Source organism: Burkholderia sp. Bp8984 (assembly GCF_003853755.1).
GTDB lineage: Bacteria > Pseudomonadota > Gammaproteobacteria > Burkholderiales > Burkholderiaceae > Burkholderia.
In genome coordinates this window covers 67,211-83,329 of record NZ_QTQN01000036.1, presented here as the reverse complement: position 1 = coordinate 83,329, position 16,119 = coordinate 67,211, and the positions used below count along the sequence as shown (strand labels likewise).

11 protein-coding genes and 2 pseudogenes are annotated in these 16,119 nt (G+C 62.4%); 4 read left to right on the top strand and 9 right to left on the bottom strand.

The genetic code is table 11. From position 1 onward, the window contains the following. The 8 genes and pseudogenes from DID98_RS28945 to DID98_RS28910 all read right to left on the bottom strand — a co-directional run. The coding region (locus DID98_RS28945) for an MFS transporter (protein ID WP_148093543.1) at nucleotides 1-386 on the bottom strand (386 nt) is incomplete at its 3' end. A gap of 74 nt (nucleotides 387-460) precedes the next feature. Then, nucleotides 461-1,210, bottom strand: a complete 750-nt coding sequence (locus DID98_RS28940; protein WP_124571849.1) for an SDR family NAD(P)-dependent oxidoreductase — start codon at nucleotides 1,208-1,210, stop codon at nucleotides 461-463. 164 nt (nucleotides 1,211-1,374) lie between these two features. Continuing rightward, a complete protein-coding gene (locus DID98_RS28935) occupies nucleotides 1,375-2,274 on the bottom strand; it encodes a LysR substrate-binding domain-containing protein (protein ID WP_124489444.1) in 900 nt (299 codons plus the stop codon). A gap of 320 nt (nucleotides 2,275-2,594) precedes the next feature. Then, nucleotides 2,595-2,924: pseudogene (locus DID98_RS28930) on the bottom strand (transposase); the annotation flags it as partial. Nucleotides 2,925-3,004: 80 nt separating this feature from the next. Beyond that, nucleotides 3,005-4,291 (bottom strand): MFS transporter, encoded by a 1,287-nt coding sequence (locus DID98_RS28925; protein WP_062885859.1) that lies wholly within the window; start codon nucleotides 4,289-4,291, stop codon nucleotides 3,005-3,007. A gap of 118 nt (nucleotides 4,292-4,409) precedes the next feature. Continuing rightward, nucleotides 4,410-5,555: a mandelate racemase/muconate lactonizing enzyme family protein gene (locus tag DID98_RS28920; protein WP_124489421.1), complete on the bottom strand. Its 1,146-nt coding sequence runs from the start codon at nucleotides 5,553-5,555 to the stop codon at nucleotides 4,410-4,412. Between the two features lie 319 nt (nucleotides 5,556-5,874). Continuing rightward, a complete protein-coding gene (locus tag DID98_RS28915) occupies nucleotides 5,875-6,972 on the bottom strand; it encodes a beta-propeller fold lactonase family protein (RefSeq protein WP_124489422.1) in 1,098 nt (365 codons plus the stop codon). Between the two features lie 32 nt (nucleotides 6,973-7,004). Further along, a complete protein-coding gene (locus DID98_RS28910) occupies nucleotides 7,005-8,561 on the bottom strand; it encodes a methyl-accepting chemotaxis protein (RefSeq protein WP_124489423.1) in 1,557 nt (518 codons plus the stop codon). A 526-nt stretch (nucleotides 8,562-9,087) separates the two neighbouring features. On the opposite strand from DID98_RS28910, the gene DID98_RS28905 reads away from it, so the two are divergent. Further along, on the top strand, nucleotides 9,088-10,986 hold the full coding sequence (locus DID98_RS28905) for a glycoside hydrolase family 28 protein (RefSeq protein WP_260427360.1): 1,899 nt from the start codon (nucleotides 9,088-9,090) through the stop codon (nucleotides 10,984-10,986). Nucleotides 10,987-11,443: 457 nt separating this feature from the next. Here DID98_RS28905 and garD read toward each other — a convergent pair whose 3' ends face one another. Next, nucleotides 11,444-13,033, bottom strand: coding sequence for a galactarate dehydratase (gene garD, locus DID98_RS28895; RefSeq protein WP_124571848.1), 1,590 nt, complete (start codon nucleotides 13,031-13,033; stop codon nucleotides 11,444-11,446). Between the two features lie 207 nt (nucleotides 13,034-13,240). Here garD and kdgD point away from each other — a divergent pair, with 207 nt between their 5' ends. The 3 genes and pseudogenes from kdgD to DID98_RS28880 all read left to right on the top strand — a co-directional run. Continuing rightward, a complete protein-coding gene (gene kdgD / locus DID98_RS28890; protein ID WP_027791957.1) occupies nucleotides 13,241-14,158 on the top strand; it encodes a 5-dehydro-4-deoxyglucarate dehydratase in 918 nt (305 codons plus the stop codon). Between the two features lie 92 nt (nucleotides 14,159-14,250). After that, nucleotides 14,251-15,603: an MFS transporter gene (locus tag DID98_RS28885; protein WP_124489425.1), complete on the top strand. Its 1,353-nt coding sequence runs from the start codon at nucleotides 14,251-14,253 to the stop codon at nucleotides 15,601-15,603. Between the two features lie 10 nt (nucleotides 15,604-15,613). Then, nucleotides 15,614-15,991 (top strand): annotated as a pseudogene (locus tag DID98_RS28880) (ATP-binding protein); the annotation flags it as partial. Between the last annotated feature and the right edge of the window lie 128 nt (nucleotides 15,992-16,119).

Below are 16,119 nucleotides of genomic sequence, written 5' to 3'. Positions count from 1 at the left end.
CGCAGCACGTAGAACGCGGCGGGCGACTTCACGAACACGAAGCTCGCGGAAATCACGGCCCACGTCAGCATGATGCGTGCGAGCCAGCGGCGAGCGCCGACGCGATGCAGGATCAGGTTGCTCGGTACTTCGAACAGAAAGTAACCGAGAAAGAAGATGCCCGCGCCCATCCCGTACACCGTCTCGCTGAAACGCAGGTCGCTCAGCATCTGCAGCTTCGCGAATCCAACGTTGACGCGGTCGAGATAGGCGCCGAGATAGCACAACATCAGGAACGGGATCAGCCGGCGCGCGACCTTCGCATAGGTCGCCGCTTCGAACGTCTGCGCATCGTCCCGTTGTAGCATCTCGGGCTGAACCGAAGATGCGGGATACTTTGCTCTCATGTTTGTCTCCTGCCACGGCCCCGGGTTGTCCCGGGTGCATGATGGACGGCGCCGCACGCGTGGCGGCGCCGTTCTCAGTGAATAAGCATCCCGCCATTGACGTCGAGCGTGATGCCAGTCAGGTAGCTCGACAGGTCGCTCAGCAGGAACAGGCACGCATTGGCGACGTCGTCGGCATCGCCGAGCCGACCGAGCGGAATGCCCTTGATGATGTCCTCGCGCATCGCGGGGGTCAGCTTGTCGCCGGTGATGTCGGTCTGGATCAGGCCGGGCGTGATCGAATTGACGCGAATCCGGTCGGCGCCGAATTCGCGCGCCATCGCCTTCGCGAGGCCGAGCACGCCGGCCTTGGCGGCGCTGTAGTGCGGCCCGCCGAAGATGCCGCCGCCGCGTTGCGCGGACACCGACGACATGCAGACGATGCTGCCGCCGCGCTGCTCTTTCATCGCGGGCAGCACCGCTTGCGACATGTACAGCGTGCCGCGCAGGTTCACGTCGACGATCGCATCGAAGTCGCGCGCGGCAATGTCCAGCGTCCGCACGGGTTGTGTGATGCCGGCATTGTTCACAAGGCCGTCGACACGGCCGAAGCGCTCCAGCGTTGCCCGGGCTGCCGCCACGCACGCGTCGCGGTCGGTCACGTCGCAGGCCAGGCCGAGATGGCCCGGGCCGAGATCGGCGGCGGCGGCCTCCGCGTCTTCTCGGCGCAGGTCGAGGATCGCAATGCGTGCGCCGTGGGCCGCCAGTGCGCGAGCCGTGGCCTTGCCGATTCCGCGCGGCGACGCGGCACCGGTCACGATGATGGTCTTATGGTCGAGCAACATCGTTCGTCTCCTGTATTGATGTGTGTGTACAGAGTGTCGGCTCGCCCGACACCCGCATCAACGCGGAAACGCTCAGCCATAGCTGAGAAAATTTCAGATGTCGCCGCGCGGTCCACCACGGCGTGCTGCAACGCAATATTGCGTGCCGGCCTGACGTGCGACGCTCAGCTCCGCCGGCCCTGTGTGGCTACCTCGCGCTCGATCCACGCGAGGAAGCGCTTCACGCGCGGCAGCTCCGCGTGCTGCCGCGGGTAAACGAGGTGATGCGCGCCGACTTCGACTGCATGGGTCTGGTCGAATACCGGCACCAGCCGCCCTTCGCAAATCTTCACCGATGCGAGCATCAGGCTTTCGAGCGCGATGCCGAGGCCCAACGCCGCGGTTTCGAGCGACATGTATGAGCGGTCGAACGAGAAATCGAAGGTCTTCTGGGCGGCCGGCGATACGCCCGTCCGGCCAAACCACTGCTTCCACTGCACCAACGGGGTTTCGGAATAGATCAGCCGATGCGCGAGCAGGTCTTCCGGCGTCTTCACCGGATGCCGGTCGAGGTATTGCGGCGAAGCGAGCGGCGCGATGAACTCACCGCGCACCGTTTTGACCTCGAGGTTGTCCCAGTTGCCGTAGCCATGGCGGACGTCGATATCGTAGAAACCGTTCGAGAACGACACGTTTTCGTAGGAGCAGGCCAAGTTCAGCTGGATATCGCCGTTCGCCTCCTGGAACGACGACAGACGCGGCAATAGCCACATCAGCCCGAAGCTCGGGCTCGAATGCACGCGCAAGATATCAATATCGTTGCGGCTCGACGCGCGCTCAGTTGCGCGGCTTAGGTCCGCGAGCGAGCCAGTGACGTCCGCCAAATAGCGTTCACCGGTCGGCGTGAGGATCAGTCCGCGTCCTAATCGCTGGAACAAGGGCTGGCCGATCTGCGATTCGAGGTTGCTGAGCTGGTGACTCACGGCGGACGCGGTCAGGCCCAGTTCTTCCGCCGCCCGATTGACGCTTTTGGTCCGGGCGACGCTTTCGAACGCGACGATTGCCTTGAGCGGCGGGATACGCATGTTGAAACCCGTTGGAGCGAGCAGATTACCTGACAAAGCGATATCGAAATAGCTGCCGGACAATCGTCTGAGCAAAGCCAATTCGATAGGCTACGCGCTAATTCTAAAATGCCACAGGATCGTCGCTTACCGAAATCCGGCCTTCACCAGGGAACCGCAGCGCCCGGGTCCTCGATGCGGGACGAACTATTGGAGCGTCTGTCAGGTTACTTTACAAGGTGCGTTCCAGTACCAGTTGCGGTGTCCGATCCGCTTGCGGCACCATTGGCATCGGCCTTTGAGTCCTTTCGTGGCGAGGGAGATGCGCGGCCGCCGCGTTTGGCGACGATCGTGTCGTCGAAGCCCGTGAAGGGTTGTTCGTGCTTGGGGATCAGGATGGGTTCGAAGCTGCCGTCGCGCTCACGCGGCGCCTCGATGCCGATCGGACCGTCTTCGGTCAGAACCGTCTTGGCCCCTTTGCCGTTGCGCTGATTCGTGCCGTTGGCCGGCTTGGCAGCACTGGCAGGGTAGCCGAGATGATGGTTCATCTCGCAGCCCAGTGCCCTTTCGATCAGCGTTGTCTTGAGCGCAAGTGTCGCGGCATTGATGGCTTCGGCCGTCATCGGACCGTTGCCGAACTGCTCGAGCAGCTCGGCCGGAATCGGCGGCAGAGCCGAGCGGTTTCATCAACTGATGATGATTGAACCAGGTCACACTCACTCCAGCGTTGCCAATTCAACGGATTACTTCGTCAGGCGACCCGGCGCATCTGCGAAACGGTCCGCGCGCGCACCGCGAACGTCAGGATAACCGCACCGGAGAGCGCCGACGCGCCCGCGAGCATGAAAGCACTTGCATACCCGCCGCCATACTGGACGAGCCAGCCGGTCACGCTTGGCGACAGGATGCCTGCAAGGTTCGCGAGCAGATGAACGAACCCGCCGGCCGAGCCGACACGTTCGCGAGGCACGATTTCCTGCAGCAGCGACCAGCAAGCCTGCGGCGCCATGAACGCGAAAAGGCTTGCGATTGCGATCAGCGTGACGGCCGCGCCGAGCGAGCTCACCCGTGACGCCAGCAGCACGCAAGCCGCCGCGACCGCGAGCCCGACGACGATCACGATCTTGCGCGCGAACAGCACGTCGCCGGTGCGGCGGTAGATGCGATCCGACACGGTGCCGCCGGCCACGAACCCGACGGTCGCGCCGAGCCAGGGCAGAATCCCGACGACACTCATCTGCTTGATGTTTAGATGCTGGTAGTCGGTCAGGTAGCTCGGCAGCCATGACAGGAAAAAATACAGCACGTAGTTGAAGCTGAAGAACGCGAGCGCGACGCCGAGCACCGGCCGCGACAACAGATCGCGCAGCAACGGACGCGCGGCGCGATCGTCCGCATGCGCATCCAGTGAGACGCCGACCGTCCGGTCGGATGCGATCTCACGCACTTCTTCCGGAGACACGCGCGGGTGGCTCGCCGGATCGTCGCGGAACAACGCCCACCACGCGGCCAGCCACACGAAGCCGAGCGTGGCGATCACAACGAACGAAACGCGCCAGCCAAACTGCAGCGCAACCAGGCCGACGATCGGCGCCGCGATGGCCGCACCGAGCGGCTGCCCCGCGTTGGTCCAGCCGACCGCACGTCCCGCTTCGCGGCGCGGGAACCAGTTCGAGATCGCCTTGTTGGTGGTCGTCCCCATCGGCCCTTCGCCGATCCCGAACGCGACGCGTACGATCAGTAGGTGCGCGAACGACCCGGCGAGCGCGGTCGCGCCGCAGAACAGAGACCACACGCCGGCCGCGCACGCGAACACTCGACGCGGCCCGAATCGGTCCGCGGCCCAGCCGCCGACGAAGCAGAATACGCAGTAGCCGATGAAGAAGCTGCTGAACAGGATACCCATCTGCGCGTCGTCGATGCCGAGTTCGCGCTTGATGATCGGCGCGACGACGGACAGCGCCGCGCGATCGAGATAATTCAGCATACCGGCCCCGAACAGCAGCGCGCCGATCCACCAGCGGTAACGCGTTTTCATGTTGTCTCCTGTCGAGCCGGGCACGTGCCTGCGCATCCACCCGGCTTCCTGATTTCCGATTGCGCCGCCAAACCGGCAACGGCTTCGCGTGCGTGCGCCGAGCGCACCGTTCCTGCGTTCAACCGATCGTCGCGTGCGCGATCGTGTTGCGTGCCAGCACTGCTTCGTCCGGCAAGAAGCCAAGCCCGGGCACATCGGGCAAGCGCAGCCGCGCCCCGGGCCGCTGCGCGTCATGCAGCCGCTCGGGCCAGTCGAGATAGGGAATTTCGAGCGCGACGTCGTCCGGTAGCGTCGCGACCACGTGCGCGGTCGCCAGCAGCCCCGCTCCGTAATAGAAACAGTGCGGCATGACCCGCACGCCGTGCTCCGCCGCGAGCGCGATCACTTCCGCGATGCCGGTCGGTCCACCGATCTTCGCAATGCTAGGCTGCGCGACGTCGAGCGCGCCGTGTTCGAACAGGTCGCGAAAGCCCGCGACGCCCGACGAGTTCTCACCCGCCGCGATCGGCACGCCGACGCCGCGCACACGCGCGATGCCGTCCGCGTCGTCGCAAGGCCAAACCGGTTCCTCGATCCAGCCGAGCCGCAGGTCGGCCAGCTCGCTCACATGCCGCAGCGCGTCGCTCGCCGTCCACGGGCAGTTCACGTCGACCATCAGTTCGCTGTCGGCCGGCAGTGCCGCACGCGCGGCCGCGATGGCCGCACGTTGCGTCTCGTGCAGCTTGATGCGCCCGAACCCTTCGTCCGACGCCCGCCGCACGTGGCGCGCGACTTCGTCGGGGTCGTTGTCGTAGCTGACCAGGCTCGCATACACGTCTATCTCGTCGCGGTGGCCGCCGAGCCACCGATACAACGGCACGCCGGCCGCCTGCGCGGCGAGGTCGTGCAGCGCCGTGTCGATCGCGGACAATGCGTACAGCACCGGTCCGGTGCGGCCGAACGCATGCAGCGCGCGATCGGCCGCGTCACGCAATGTGGCGATCCCGTGCCGCGTCGGCTCGAATTCGGCGCCCTTGAACCAACGGCCAACCGGGCCTTCGAGCGCGGCGAACGTGACGGGATTGATCAGATGACCGAATGCTTCGCCCCAGCCAACGCGCCCTGCGTCATCGGTGAGCCTGACTAGCAGCGACTCCATGCGACGCAGCGAGCGGTCTGAGGCGTTATACGTATCGGCGACGGTCGGTTCAACAGCGGCGACGGGACGGCGGCCCGCATCGAATGCGAGCGAGATGCGAATGACTTCGATGGTGACGATTTTCACGAACAGATTCCCGGTGCGGCGGGTCGGTGGCATGGAAGCGGCCGACGGCAGAAAGTGCAATGCAATGGCAGCTTTGCGAGGTCGTTCGATTGCGTCACGTCGGCTCCCATAGCAGTCTGTCATCGTACAACTTACGTGATCCGACGGCAATATATCCAGACCTCTTCCCCTTATAGGTGGGATGATTTATACATGGGTTTGTCATGCGACATCTTATGACTGTTACAGGCGGAAAAAATGGAACCGCGGGCGCCGGGCCGATGGTGAACGGGACCCGGGTCGGCATCGCCTGCCTCGATGGCCAGCCAGCCTGGATCGGTCAGCGATTCGATCCGTCGAAGTTCACCAGTTCGACCCAGTTCGCGCCCTTGCCGACCGGATATTGGCCGAGCGTGGCAAGCCCGCCCGTTTTCGCGTCGATGCGATAGAGGCTCAACGTCGGCGACAGCTGCCCCACCGCGAGCAGATACCGTCCCGACGGATCGATGTTGAAGCCGCGAGGCTGCTTTTCGGTCGCGTACGTGCCGATCCGCACCAGCTTGCCCGTGGCCGTATTCACGCTATAGGCGCCCAGCGTGCTTGAGGTTCGTTCGGAGATGAACAGGAAGCGGCTGTCCGGTGTGAGATGCAGATCGGCTCCCCACGGCTTGTCACCCTTGAAGTCGGGCGGCAAGATCGAAATCGTCTGGACCGGCCTAATGGTGTCGTTGGCCCGATTGAAGGCAAGCACGTGCAGCTTGCCGTCGAGCTCGTCGATCAGGTAGACGAAGCGATTATCAGCGGAAAACACGAAATGGCGCGGGCCCGAATCCTTCGGCAGAGAATACGCGGGCTGCGCGTCCTCGGTGAGCGTGCCGGTGCTGGCGTCGAACTTGAGACGCAACCACGCGTCGGCGCCCAGCACTGATGCGAACGCATAGCGGTTGTCCGCCGACACGCGGATAGCATGCGCCATTGGCCCGGTCTTGACGGTCTGCTGCACGTTAGCTGCCACCCCATCCGAGTCGATGCGGTTCACCGCCAGGAGGTTGCCGCCGTACGATGCCGACATCAGATAGCGGCCGGTCATGTCGGTCGACAGGTATGCCATGCTTTCCGCGAGCGGCGCACGACCCAGTTCAACAAGGTGGCCGTCGAGCGGATCGATGGCGAAACTCACGACACTGTAGGGCTTGGAGCGCAGCCCCGCATACAGACGACGATGGTCGGGCGAGAGCGCCATCGGCATAACGGTACCGTTCACGGGCACGGTTTCGACCGCGGCGAGCGTGCCAGCCCGTGCGTCGAGGCGGAACACCGAGATGTCCTGGCTGTCGGCGTTCGAAACGTAGGCGTACGTCGCCGCGTGCACGGCGAAAGATGCGGCCAGGCCCGAGAGCGCCAGCGCCACGCGGCGCAACTTCATCGTCGTTTTCATTTCGTCCTTTTTTCTATTGTTGGTGAAAGCCGTCAAGCTTCGCCGAGACGGAATACCGCCACGGCGTCCTTCATCGATTGCGCCTGATGCTCCAGCGCATCCGCGGCGGCGGCGGCCTGCTCGACGAGCGCCGCATTCTGCTGCGTGACTTGATCCATCTGGCTCACGGCGACGCCCACCTGCTGTATGCCGGCGCTCTGCTCGCTCGTCGCCGACGACATTTCCACCAAGATGGTCGCCACGTTGCGCACGGCGCCCACGATCTCCTCCATCGCCGCGCCCGCTTCGGCCGCGAGCGCGTTGCCGTTTCGCACCTCGTTCATCGAGGCGCCGATCAGTTCCTTGATCTCGCGCGCCGCGCTGGCGCTGCGCTGCGCGAGCGTTCGCACCTCGCCCGCGACGACCGCGAAGCCACGCCCCTGTTCGCCCGCGCGCGCCGATTCGACGGCCGCATTCAGCGCGAGAATGTTGGTCTGGAACGCGATGCTGTCGATCATGTTCGTTATCTCGGCGATCTTGAGAGCGCTTGCACTGATATCCTGCATTGTCCGGACCACGCGGCCGACCACGTCACCGCCCCGGCGCGCGAGGTCCGCCGTGCCGCTCGCGAGCGTGCTCGCCTCGGTGGCGTTCGCCGCGTTCTGCCTGACCGTCGAGGTCAGTTCCTCCATGCTCGCGGCGGTTTCCTCGAGCGACGCCGATTGCTGCTCCGTGCGGCTCGACAGGTCGAGATTGCCGGCGGCGATCTCGCGTGCAGCCGTGTGGATCGCGTCGCAGCTGTCTCGCACGCCGCTCACGGTGCGCGAGAGTCCGTCGCGCATCCGCCGCATGGCCGCAAAAAGCAGGCCGAATTCGTTGCGGCCCGCCTCGGGCACGCGCACGGTCAGATCGTTCGACGCGACGCGGTCGAGCACCGCCACCGCTTCGCCGAGCGGTCGCGTCACGATGCGCGTGAGCGCGACGTGCGTGACGACCATCAGCGCAAGCGCCAGCCCGACGCCCACCACCACGAAGCCCAGGATCCACCGGTAGCGCGCGTTGCCGTCGTTGAGCGCCTGTTCGGTCAGGGTGTTCGCGAGTGTCTGCAGCTTCTCGACGTTTTCCGAGTACACCATGCCCGCGCGGGTGACATCGCGGTCGTTGATGGTCACGTAGCCGGCAGTGTCGTTATTGCGCAGCGCGTCGGCCGCGCGCGCGAGCAGGGCCGCAAGCCGGTCCGACGACGCCACGAGTTGTCGTTTGAGCTCCGAATCCATGCCGTCGAATGCACTTGCGTCGCGATATGAGCTGGTTTCGCTCGCGGAGCGTTCGAAGGTGCGATTCGCGCTCTGCAAGGCCGAATCGCGCGCCGCCGTGTCGTTGCGCTCTTTCAGCGCGCTATAGGCGCGCACCAGCGCCGAACGCGTGCGGGTGCTGTCCTTGTATGCGTCGTTGACGAGGATGGTTTGGCGCGAAATCTCATGCAGGCGCTGCGCGTCCGCATCGGCCATTCGCAGCGACACGATGCCGGCGATGCCGCCAATCACGATCACCACCCCAAACATCGTCAGTGCCGCGAGCAGGCTGGCTCGCACCGTCATGTTGCGCATCTTGGTTCCTGTCTCTGCTTGGTCATCAGCCGCGGTGACGGCACGTGGGACGTCCCGGGCATCAGCCACGCACGTTCTGGCATTGTTGGGTGGATTGCGGGGTGCGTTACGTGGTGACCCGCGTATGGGTCGCGAATTTTGATATGTGACATCGTACTTCCTATACACGATTTTCGAGCTATGCCCCAGGAAACGTCTCCCCCTTTTGAGGTTGACCGAAATCCGCCTAAACCCCGGTAAACCTTATATGCCGCATGGGGGGGTGGGCAATAATAACGCGCAATCTGACGGCTTGTTCTTAGGGTAGACACGGACGGGAGCGTTGGTGCATTCAGCGATAATATCATCGTGTCATCGTATGACAATGGCCCTGGCGACGGTATCGCCTCATCGACAAGATCACAAGAAAAAGACGGAGACAGCAGTGACCGACAACGACTTCGATCCACAACCCGACGGCACCGTTCGGCATCCCTCCATACCCAGGATCACTCGACGCCATTTCCTCGGCTACAGCGGTGCCCTGATGGGCAGCGCCCTGCTCGGCGCTTGCGGTGGTACCGACAACACCCCGCCCCCCGCCAGCGTGCCTGCGGCGGATCCTATCTGGGGGCCGAGTGGCCTGGCGACCAACATCATCGCCTCGCTGAATGGCATCGCGCAGTCGTCGTTCCCTGCCCTCGATTTCCAGGTTGAGGCCTACGGCGCCCAGCCGTGTTCGGTCGTTGCGCAAACCAGCCCGTATACAGACGCTACCAAATCGCCACTGAGCCCCGGCGCCGGCGCAACCCCCGGCTCTGGAGCGGTGGATTCGCGTCCAGCCTTCCTGGCTGCGATCGCAGCCTGCTCGGCAGCGGGCGGCGGACGCGTGGTGGTGCCGGCCGGCGCTTGGTACTGCGCAGGGCCGATCGTGCTGCAGAGCAACGTCAACTTTCACCTGAGTGCGAACTGCACGATCTTCTTCAGCCCAAACCCGGCCGACTACGCCAAGGACGGCCCCGTCGACTGCGGCGCCAACGGCAAGCTGTTCTACAGCCGCTGGCAGGCCAACGACTGCTTGAACTTCGGCGCGCTAGTGTACGCACGCAACGCCAGCCATATCGCGCTTACCGGCGAAGGCACCACCTCGATCCTAAACGGGCAGGCGATGACGCCGTTCGCCGGCTCGGGCAACACGGCCACCTGCTGGTGGACCTACAAAGGCAACACGGGTGTCTACGGTTGCGCTGGCTCCTCCACGCCGTCGCAGGCCAATACGAACCCGAACAACGTCGACCTGAAAACGGCCGCGCCCGGTATTCCGGACGCTTTGTATACGCTGCTGACCAATCCGGCCACGCCGTGGCAGCAGGATCAGAACTACCTGCCCGCGCTGTCCGAGGCCGGTGTGCCGGTAGCGCAGCGCATCTTCGGGCTGGGCCATTACCTGCGGCCCTGCATGGTGGAATTCATCGGATGCACCGACGTCCTAATGGAGAACTATCACACCCAGAACACGCCGTTCTGGCAGCACCATCCGACCGACTGCACAAACGTGGTGATTCGCGGCGTGATGGCCGACAGCATCGGCCCGAACAACGACGGCTTCGATCCCGATGCCTGCACTAACGTGCTGTGCGACGGTATGATCTTCAACACAGGTGACGATTGCATCGCGATCAAGTCGGGCAAGGATCTCGATACGCAATACGGCGCGGCGCGGAACCACGTGGTGCAGAACTGCACCATGAATAGCGGCCACGGCGGCATCACACTCGGCAGCGAGATGGGCGGCGGCATCGAGAACGTTTACGCGCGCAACCTGACGATGCTGAACCAGCACTGGGCGACCAATTCGCTGAACATTGCTATCCGCATCAAGACCAACATGAATCGCGGCGGTTTCGTGCGCAACTTCTATGTGAACGGCGTGACACTGCCGAACGGCGTAAGCCTGACGGGTGGCGGCTACGGCAGCAAGATGCTGGCCGGCAGCCCGATCAACAGCACCGTGCCGCTCGGCGTGACAACCTTGGCGTCGGGCAATCCGTCGGCATCGCAGGGCGGCCTGATCACATTCGATTGCGATTACCAACCCGCCGGCGATGCGATCCGGACGCGCCCGGCGCTCGTGCAGAACGTCAACATCACTAACGTGAATGCCACCAACGTCACGCTCGGCAGCGCGAACGGCTCGTGTTTCCAGGCGATCGTCGCGCAAGGCCCGGTGGCGTTCGACTACAACGGTCCGGCGCCGACCCCGACGATTCCCGCCATCACCGGTGTGACCATCTCGAACTGCGACTTCGGCTCGCCCACCGCAACGGGGCCGGCCAGTACCACCACGCCGGGTCCGATCTATGCGTGGAACGTGAACGGCATTAGCCTGCAGAACGTGTTGATCGCGGGGCAACTCTACAACACCACGATCACCGACCTTCGCTGATCCTCACGGAACCGCGCACGTGGATCTCACGCGGAAGTACCCGGGGGCCGGGCCGGCCCCCGGACGACGTTCAGCAGGCAGCCTTCCAACGATTCTCCGGTCGCCTGTTGCCGTGCGCCACCAGTCAATCGCCCATGCCTGCAATGACTGAACGCGACCAAAAGTTGGACGACGAGCCCTGAGGCCAGACGCTGACGCAACCCTACGCGCTGCTGCATTACATGCTGTACGTGGCAACGAGGCAGGGACAGGGTGCCTTGCTCGACTGCTTCGATCTTGAACTCATCCGTGTACCGCTTGCCGCTCATATCGACCTCCTCGGTTGCCATAAATTATGGCTCGAAGATGTCTACGAAAGGCTAGCCGGTCCAGGCGCGAGTCGCCTGTCCATATCTCATTGGTTTTTATCGGACGGTGCGTTGCCGGCGATGTCCAACAACAGCGCAGCGAGCGGCGATCAGGTCACCGGCGCAGGATTGAAGAGAACCAGAGCGTTATGGAGCTTCAGTTTTTCAGCGCACGTCTGTTTGCGTCCGCTCGCGACGTCGAGCAGCAGCTTGAACAACTCCCAGCCCACATCTTCGATCGTTGCAGTACCGGTCGCGATCGTGCCTGCGTTCACGTCCATCAGGTCGTGCCAGCGACGTGCCAGGTCCGAACGGGTTGCGACCTTGACGACGGGAACCTCGGCGAGGCTATACGGCGTACCCCGGCCTGTTGTGAAAACGTGCAGATTGATCCCGGCTGCCACCTGCAACGTGCCGCAAATAAAATCGCTCGCGGGTGTCGCAGCGTAGATCAGCCCTTTTTGCCTGACCTTTTCGCCCGGCGCGAGTACGCCAGATATCTGCGAATTGCCGGACTTGATGATCGAGCCCATCGCCTTTTCGACAATGTTCGACAGCCCGCCCTTCTTGTTCCCCGGCGTCGTGTTGGCGCTACGATCCGCTCCGCCGCGCTTCAGATAATTGTCGTACCAGTCCATCTCCCGAATGATCGCAGCGCCAACTTCGGGATTAGCTGCGCGCCCTGTGAGCTGACCGACACCATCGCGCACCTCGGTCACCTCCGAGAACATGACCGTGGCACCCGCGCGCACGAGAAGATCGGTGGCGAAACCAACTGCCGGGTTTGCGGTCAGGCCAGAAAAGGCATCGCTGCCACCGCACTGAACCCCCAATACCAGGTCTGAAGCCGGACAGGTTTCCCGGCGCCGGCTATTCAGCCGGATCAGGTGACCTTCAGCCATCCGAATGATCGATTCGATCATTGATTCAAAACCGACATGGGCGTCGTCCTGCAGCACCACGACGTCACCATTCACGTCCGAAGGCAGGTCGCCGACGTCCGCGACGTCATCAGCTTCCGTAACAGTCGCAATAGGAATCGTCCCGGGAGGCATCAGACGCTCGGGCTGCAGTTTCTCGCAACCAAGGCTCACCATCATGACTTCTCCGCCGAAGTTCGGATTGAGCGCGATGTTGCGTACTGTACGGATCGGCACCATTGCATCGGGAGCGTCAATCGCAACCCCGCATCCATATGTGTGCCCGAGGCTGACCACGTCATCGACGTTCGGATATTTCGGCAACAGCTCGCTCTTGATCCGGGTCACGGCATGCTGAACGACGTCTGCAACACACTGAACAGTCGTAGTAATCGCAAGAATGTTGCGTGTACCGACCGAACCGTCGCTATTGCGGTAGCCCTCGAACGTGTAACCCTCCAGAGGCGGCATAACCGGCGCCTTGATGGTCGCGATCGGAAGATCGTCGAGGCCGGGAGGGGTTGGAATCCGAATGACGTGCTCGTTCACCCAGCTTCCCTTGGGCAGCGCCTGGCTCGCATACCCGATTACAACGTTGTACCGGACGACCTCATCGCCCTCAGCGAAATCCTTCAGCGCGACCTTGTGGCCTTGCGGCACCCGTTCGCGAAGTGCCAGACCATCTGGGAAAGTCGCTCCCTCCCCCAGTCCCCCGTCATTGACAACGATCGCGACGTTGTCATTGGGGTGCACGCGAATATAAAGCGGCGTCTGTTCCATTTGCATCTTCCTCTGAGCGGCGGGGTTCGCCCAATGACCCTGCTTAGTTTTACGTCATCATACAACGCACAACCTATTTTTGGATACCTATTTACCCTGGGAAATCTCTGAAAACCGCCATTTCCCGTTGCTCAGCCGAAAGCCTAGTTGTACGATAACATATAAGTAGTAACCGAAACCGAACCGAATTTCTTGGAACGCCCCATCATGACCACTCCGCAAGAACTCAAGCAAATCGTCTCCGACGGCCTCCTCTCCTTCCCGGTCACGGACTTTGACCAACAGGGCAATTTCCGCGCCGATACGTACGCAAGCCGCCTCGACTGGCTCGCGCCTTACGGCGCAACGGCACTGTTCGTAGCGGGCGGCACGGGCGAATTCTTCTCACTTACGCGTGATGACTACACAGCCGTCGTCCGTACGGCGACCGAAGTCTGCAAGGGCAAGGTGCCAATCCTCGCAGGGGCGGGTGGTCCGACGCGCGTTGCCATCGAGTACGCGAAAGAAGCGGAGCGCAATGGCGCGCAGGGCATCCTCCTGATGCCGCATTACCTGACGGAGGCCTCGCTCGACGGGATCGCAGCGCATGCCGAGGAAGTGTGCAAGGCAGTGCCCAATCTGGGCGTGATCATCTATAACCGGGCCAATTCGAAGCTGAACGCTGACATGCTCGAGCGCCTCGCCGATCGCTGTCCGAATCTGATCGGGTTTAAGGACGGTGTCGGCGACATCGAAAACATGGTGACGATCCGTCGCCGCCTGGGTGAGCGGTTTTCCTATCTCGGCGGCCTGCCGACGGCTGAAGTTTATGCAGCCGCGTATAAGGCCCTCGGCGTTCCGGTCTACTCGTCCGCCGTCTTCAACTTTATTCCGAAGACCGCCATGGACTTCTATCGTGCAATCGCATCGGACGATCACGCAACGATTGGAAAGCTGATTGACGACTTCTTCCTTCCTTACCTCGCAATCCGTAATCGCCGTGCGGGTTACGCAGTCAGCATCGTCAAGGCGGGCGCAAAGCTCGTTGGCCACGATGCCGGCCCGGTTCGCGCTCCGCTCACGGACCTCAACGACGAAGAACTGAGCCAGCTCGACGCTTTGATCAAAAAGCTCGGCGCGCAGTAAGCACGCCACGAGGAGACAGGCGGGGCTAGCCGCGCAGTTATGCCCAACAGCGACACAGGCACCCCGCTCGCTTTAAACAGAGGAAGATCGTCATGGAAATGAGCCGCACGGCAAATCCCGCGGACGCACTCAAGCGTACGAAGGTCCGCTACGTCATTCTGGCCCTTATTTTTGTCATCACGACATTGAACTACGCAGATCGCGCGACCTTGTCGGTCACCGGATCTGCAATGCGGGGAGAGTTCGGCTTCGATGCGGTCAAGATGGGATACATCTTTTCCGCATTTAGCTGGGCCTATGTTCTCTGTCAGATTCCAGCCGGCTGGCTGCTCGATCGCTTCGGAGCACGCCGAGTGTATGCCGCGAGCATCTTCCTCTGGTCTCTCTTTACATTGCTTCAAAGCTCGATCGGCCTGGCAGGGAGCGCCGCAGCAGCGGTAACCACGCTATTCATGTTGCGCTTTGTCATGGGGGCCGCTGAGGCGCCGGCGTTCCCTGCAAATGCCAAGGTCGTAGCGAGCTGGTTTCCTACAAAGGAACGCGGTACTGCCTCCGCTATCTTCAATTCGGCGCAATATTTCGCAGCTGTCGTGTTTACTCCGCTGATGGCGTGGATTACCCACGCCTTCGGCTGGCATTACGTCTACGTCGTCATGGGCTTTGCCGGACTGCTGCTGGCAATAACGTGGCTCAAGGTCATGAAAAACCCGGTGAACCATCCGGGCGTCAATAAACCGGAGCTCGAGTATATTGACCAGGGCGGTGGCCTCATTCACGGCCGAAAACTAGCCGACGCCGGTTCGCGCAGTCATCGCGGTGGCTGGGGCGTTGTGCGGCAACTGCTGGGCAATCGCATGCTGCTCGGCGTGTATCTCGCACAATTCTGCATTAACGTGCTTACCTATTTCTTCCTGACGTGGTTTCCGATCTACCTCGTTCAGGCCCGGCACATGACTATCCTCCAGGCAGGGCTCATCGCTTCCCTGCCGGCCATCTGCGGGTTCGGTGGCGGCGTTCTCGGTGGCGTGTTGTCGGACACACTTATACGACATGGTCGCTCGCTCACCGTCGCACGAAAGACGCCGATCGTTGGCGGCATGCTGCTGTCGTGCTGCATCGTCGGATGCAACTACGTCAATACCGATTGGGTCGTCGTTGCCCTTATGTCGCTTGCCTTCTTCGGGAAGGGTCTGGGTGCACTTGGATGGGCTGTGGTCGCAGACACCTCACCCAAGGAAGCGATTGGCCTGTCTGGATCGATCTTCAACATGTTTGGCAACGTTGCCGGTATCGTCACCCCCATTGTGATCGGGTATCTCGTCGCACAGTCTGGTGGCTCGTTTAACGGCGCCCTGGCTTTTGTAGGTGCCAATGCGCTGATTACAGTGTTCTGTTATCTCGTCATCGTTAAAGAGATCAAGCGCGTAGAGCTTAGTCACAACTAGTCCAAAGTTACTGGAGCAGGAGAAGTCCATCGGCAAACAAGGCGAGATCGCCCATAAGCTAATGTACGTCGACCTGGTGATCCTCGACGAACTGGGCTACCTGCCGTTCAGCCAAACCGGTGGCGCATTGCTGTTCCACTTGCTCTCGAAGCTGTATGAACACACGAGTGTCGCGATCACCACCAACCTCAGCTTCGGTGAGTGGGCGACCGTGTTCGGGGACGCAAAGATGACGACGGCGCTGCGGGACCGCGTCACCCATCACTGCCACATCGTCGAAACAGGCAATGAATCCTGACGCTTCAAGTCCAGTTCTGCCAAGGCGAAGGCAACCAGAAAGAGAGCAGCAAAAGCAGCAGGCAGTGAGGAGTTATCCATACCGGAATAGATGTACTACGCTGTCTCGGGGTGGGTCAAGATTCAGTGGAAATCAACACGCCAGCGTCGCGGCGTTGATGGCTTCGGCCGTCATCGGACCGTTGCCGAACTGCTCGAGCAACTCGGCCGGAATCGCCG

Coding starts and splice junctions, on each gene's coding strand:
- DID98_RS28885 (WP_124489425.1), top strand. CDS start 14,251: ATGGAAATGAGCCGCACGGCAAATCCCGCGGACGCACTCAAGCGTACG.
- DID98_RS28905 (WP_260427360.1), top strand. CDS start 9,088: ATGGGCAGCGCCCTGCTCGGCGCTTGCGGTGGTACCGACAACACCCCG.
- DID98_RS28940 (WP_124571849.1), bottom strand. CDS start 1,210: ATGTTGCTCGACCATAAGACCATCATCGTGACCGGTGCCGCGTCGCCG.
- DID98_RS28935 (WP_124489444.1), bottom strand. CDS start 2,274: ATGCGTATCCCGCCGCTCAAGGCAATCGTCGCGTTCGAAAGCGTCGCC.
- DID98_RS28925 (WP_062885859.1), bottom strand. CDS start 4,291: ATGAAAACGCGTTACCGCTGGTGGATCGGCGCGCTGCTGTTCGGGGCC.
- kdgD (WP_027791957.1), top strand. CDS start 13,241: ATGACCACTCCGCAAGAACTCAAGCAAATCGTCTCCGACGGCCTCCTC.
- garD (WP_124571848.1), bottom strand. CDS start 13,033: ATGGAACAGACGCCGCTTTATATTCGCGTGCACCCCAATGACAACGTC.
- DID98_RS28915 (WP_124489422.1), bottom strand. CDS start 6,972: ATGAAAACGACGATGAAGTTGCGCCGCGTGGCGCTGGCGCTCTCGGGC.
- DID98_RS28910 (WP_124489423.1), bottom strand. CDS start 8,561: ATGCGCAACATGACGGTGCGAGCCAGCCTGCTCGCGGCACTGACGATG.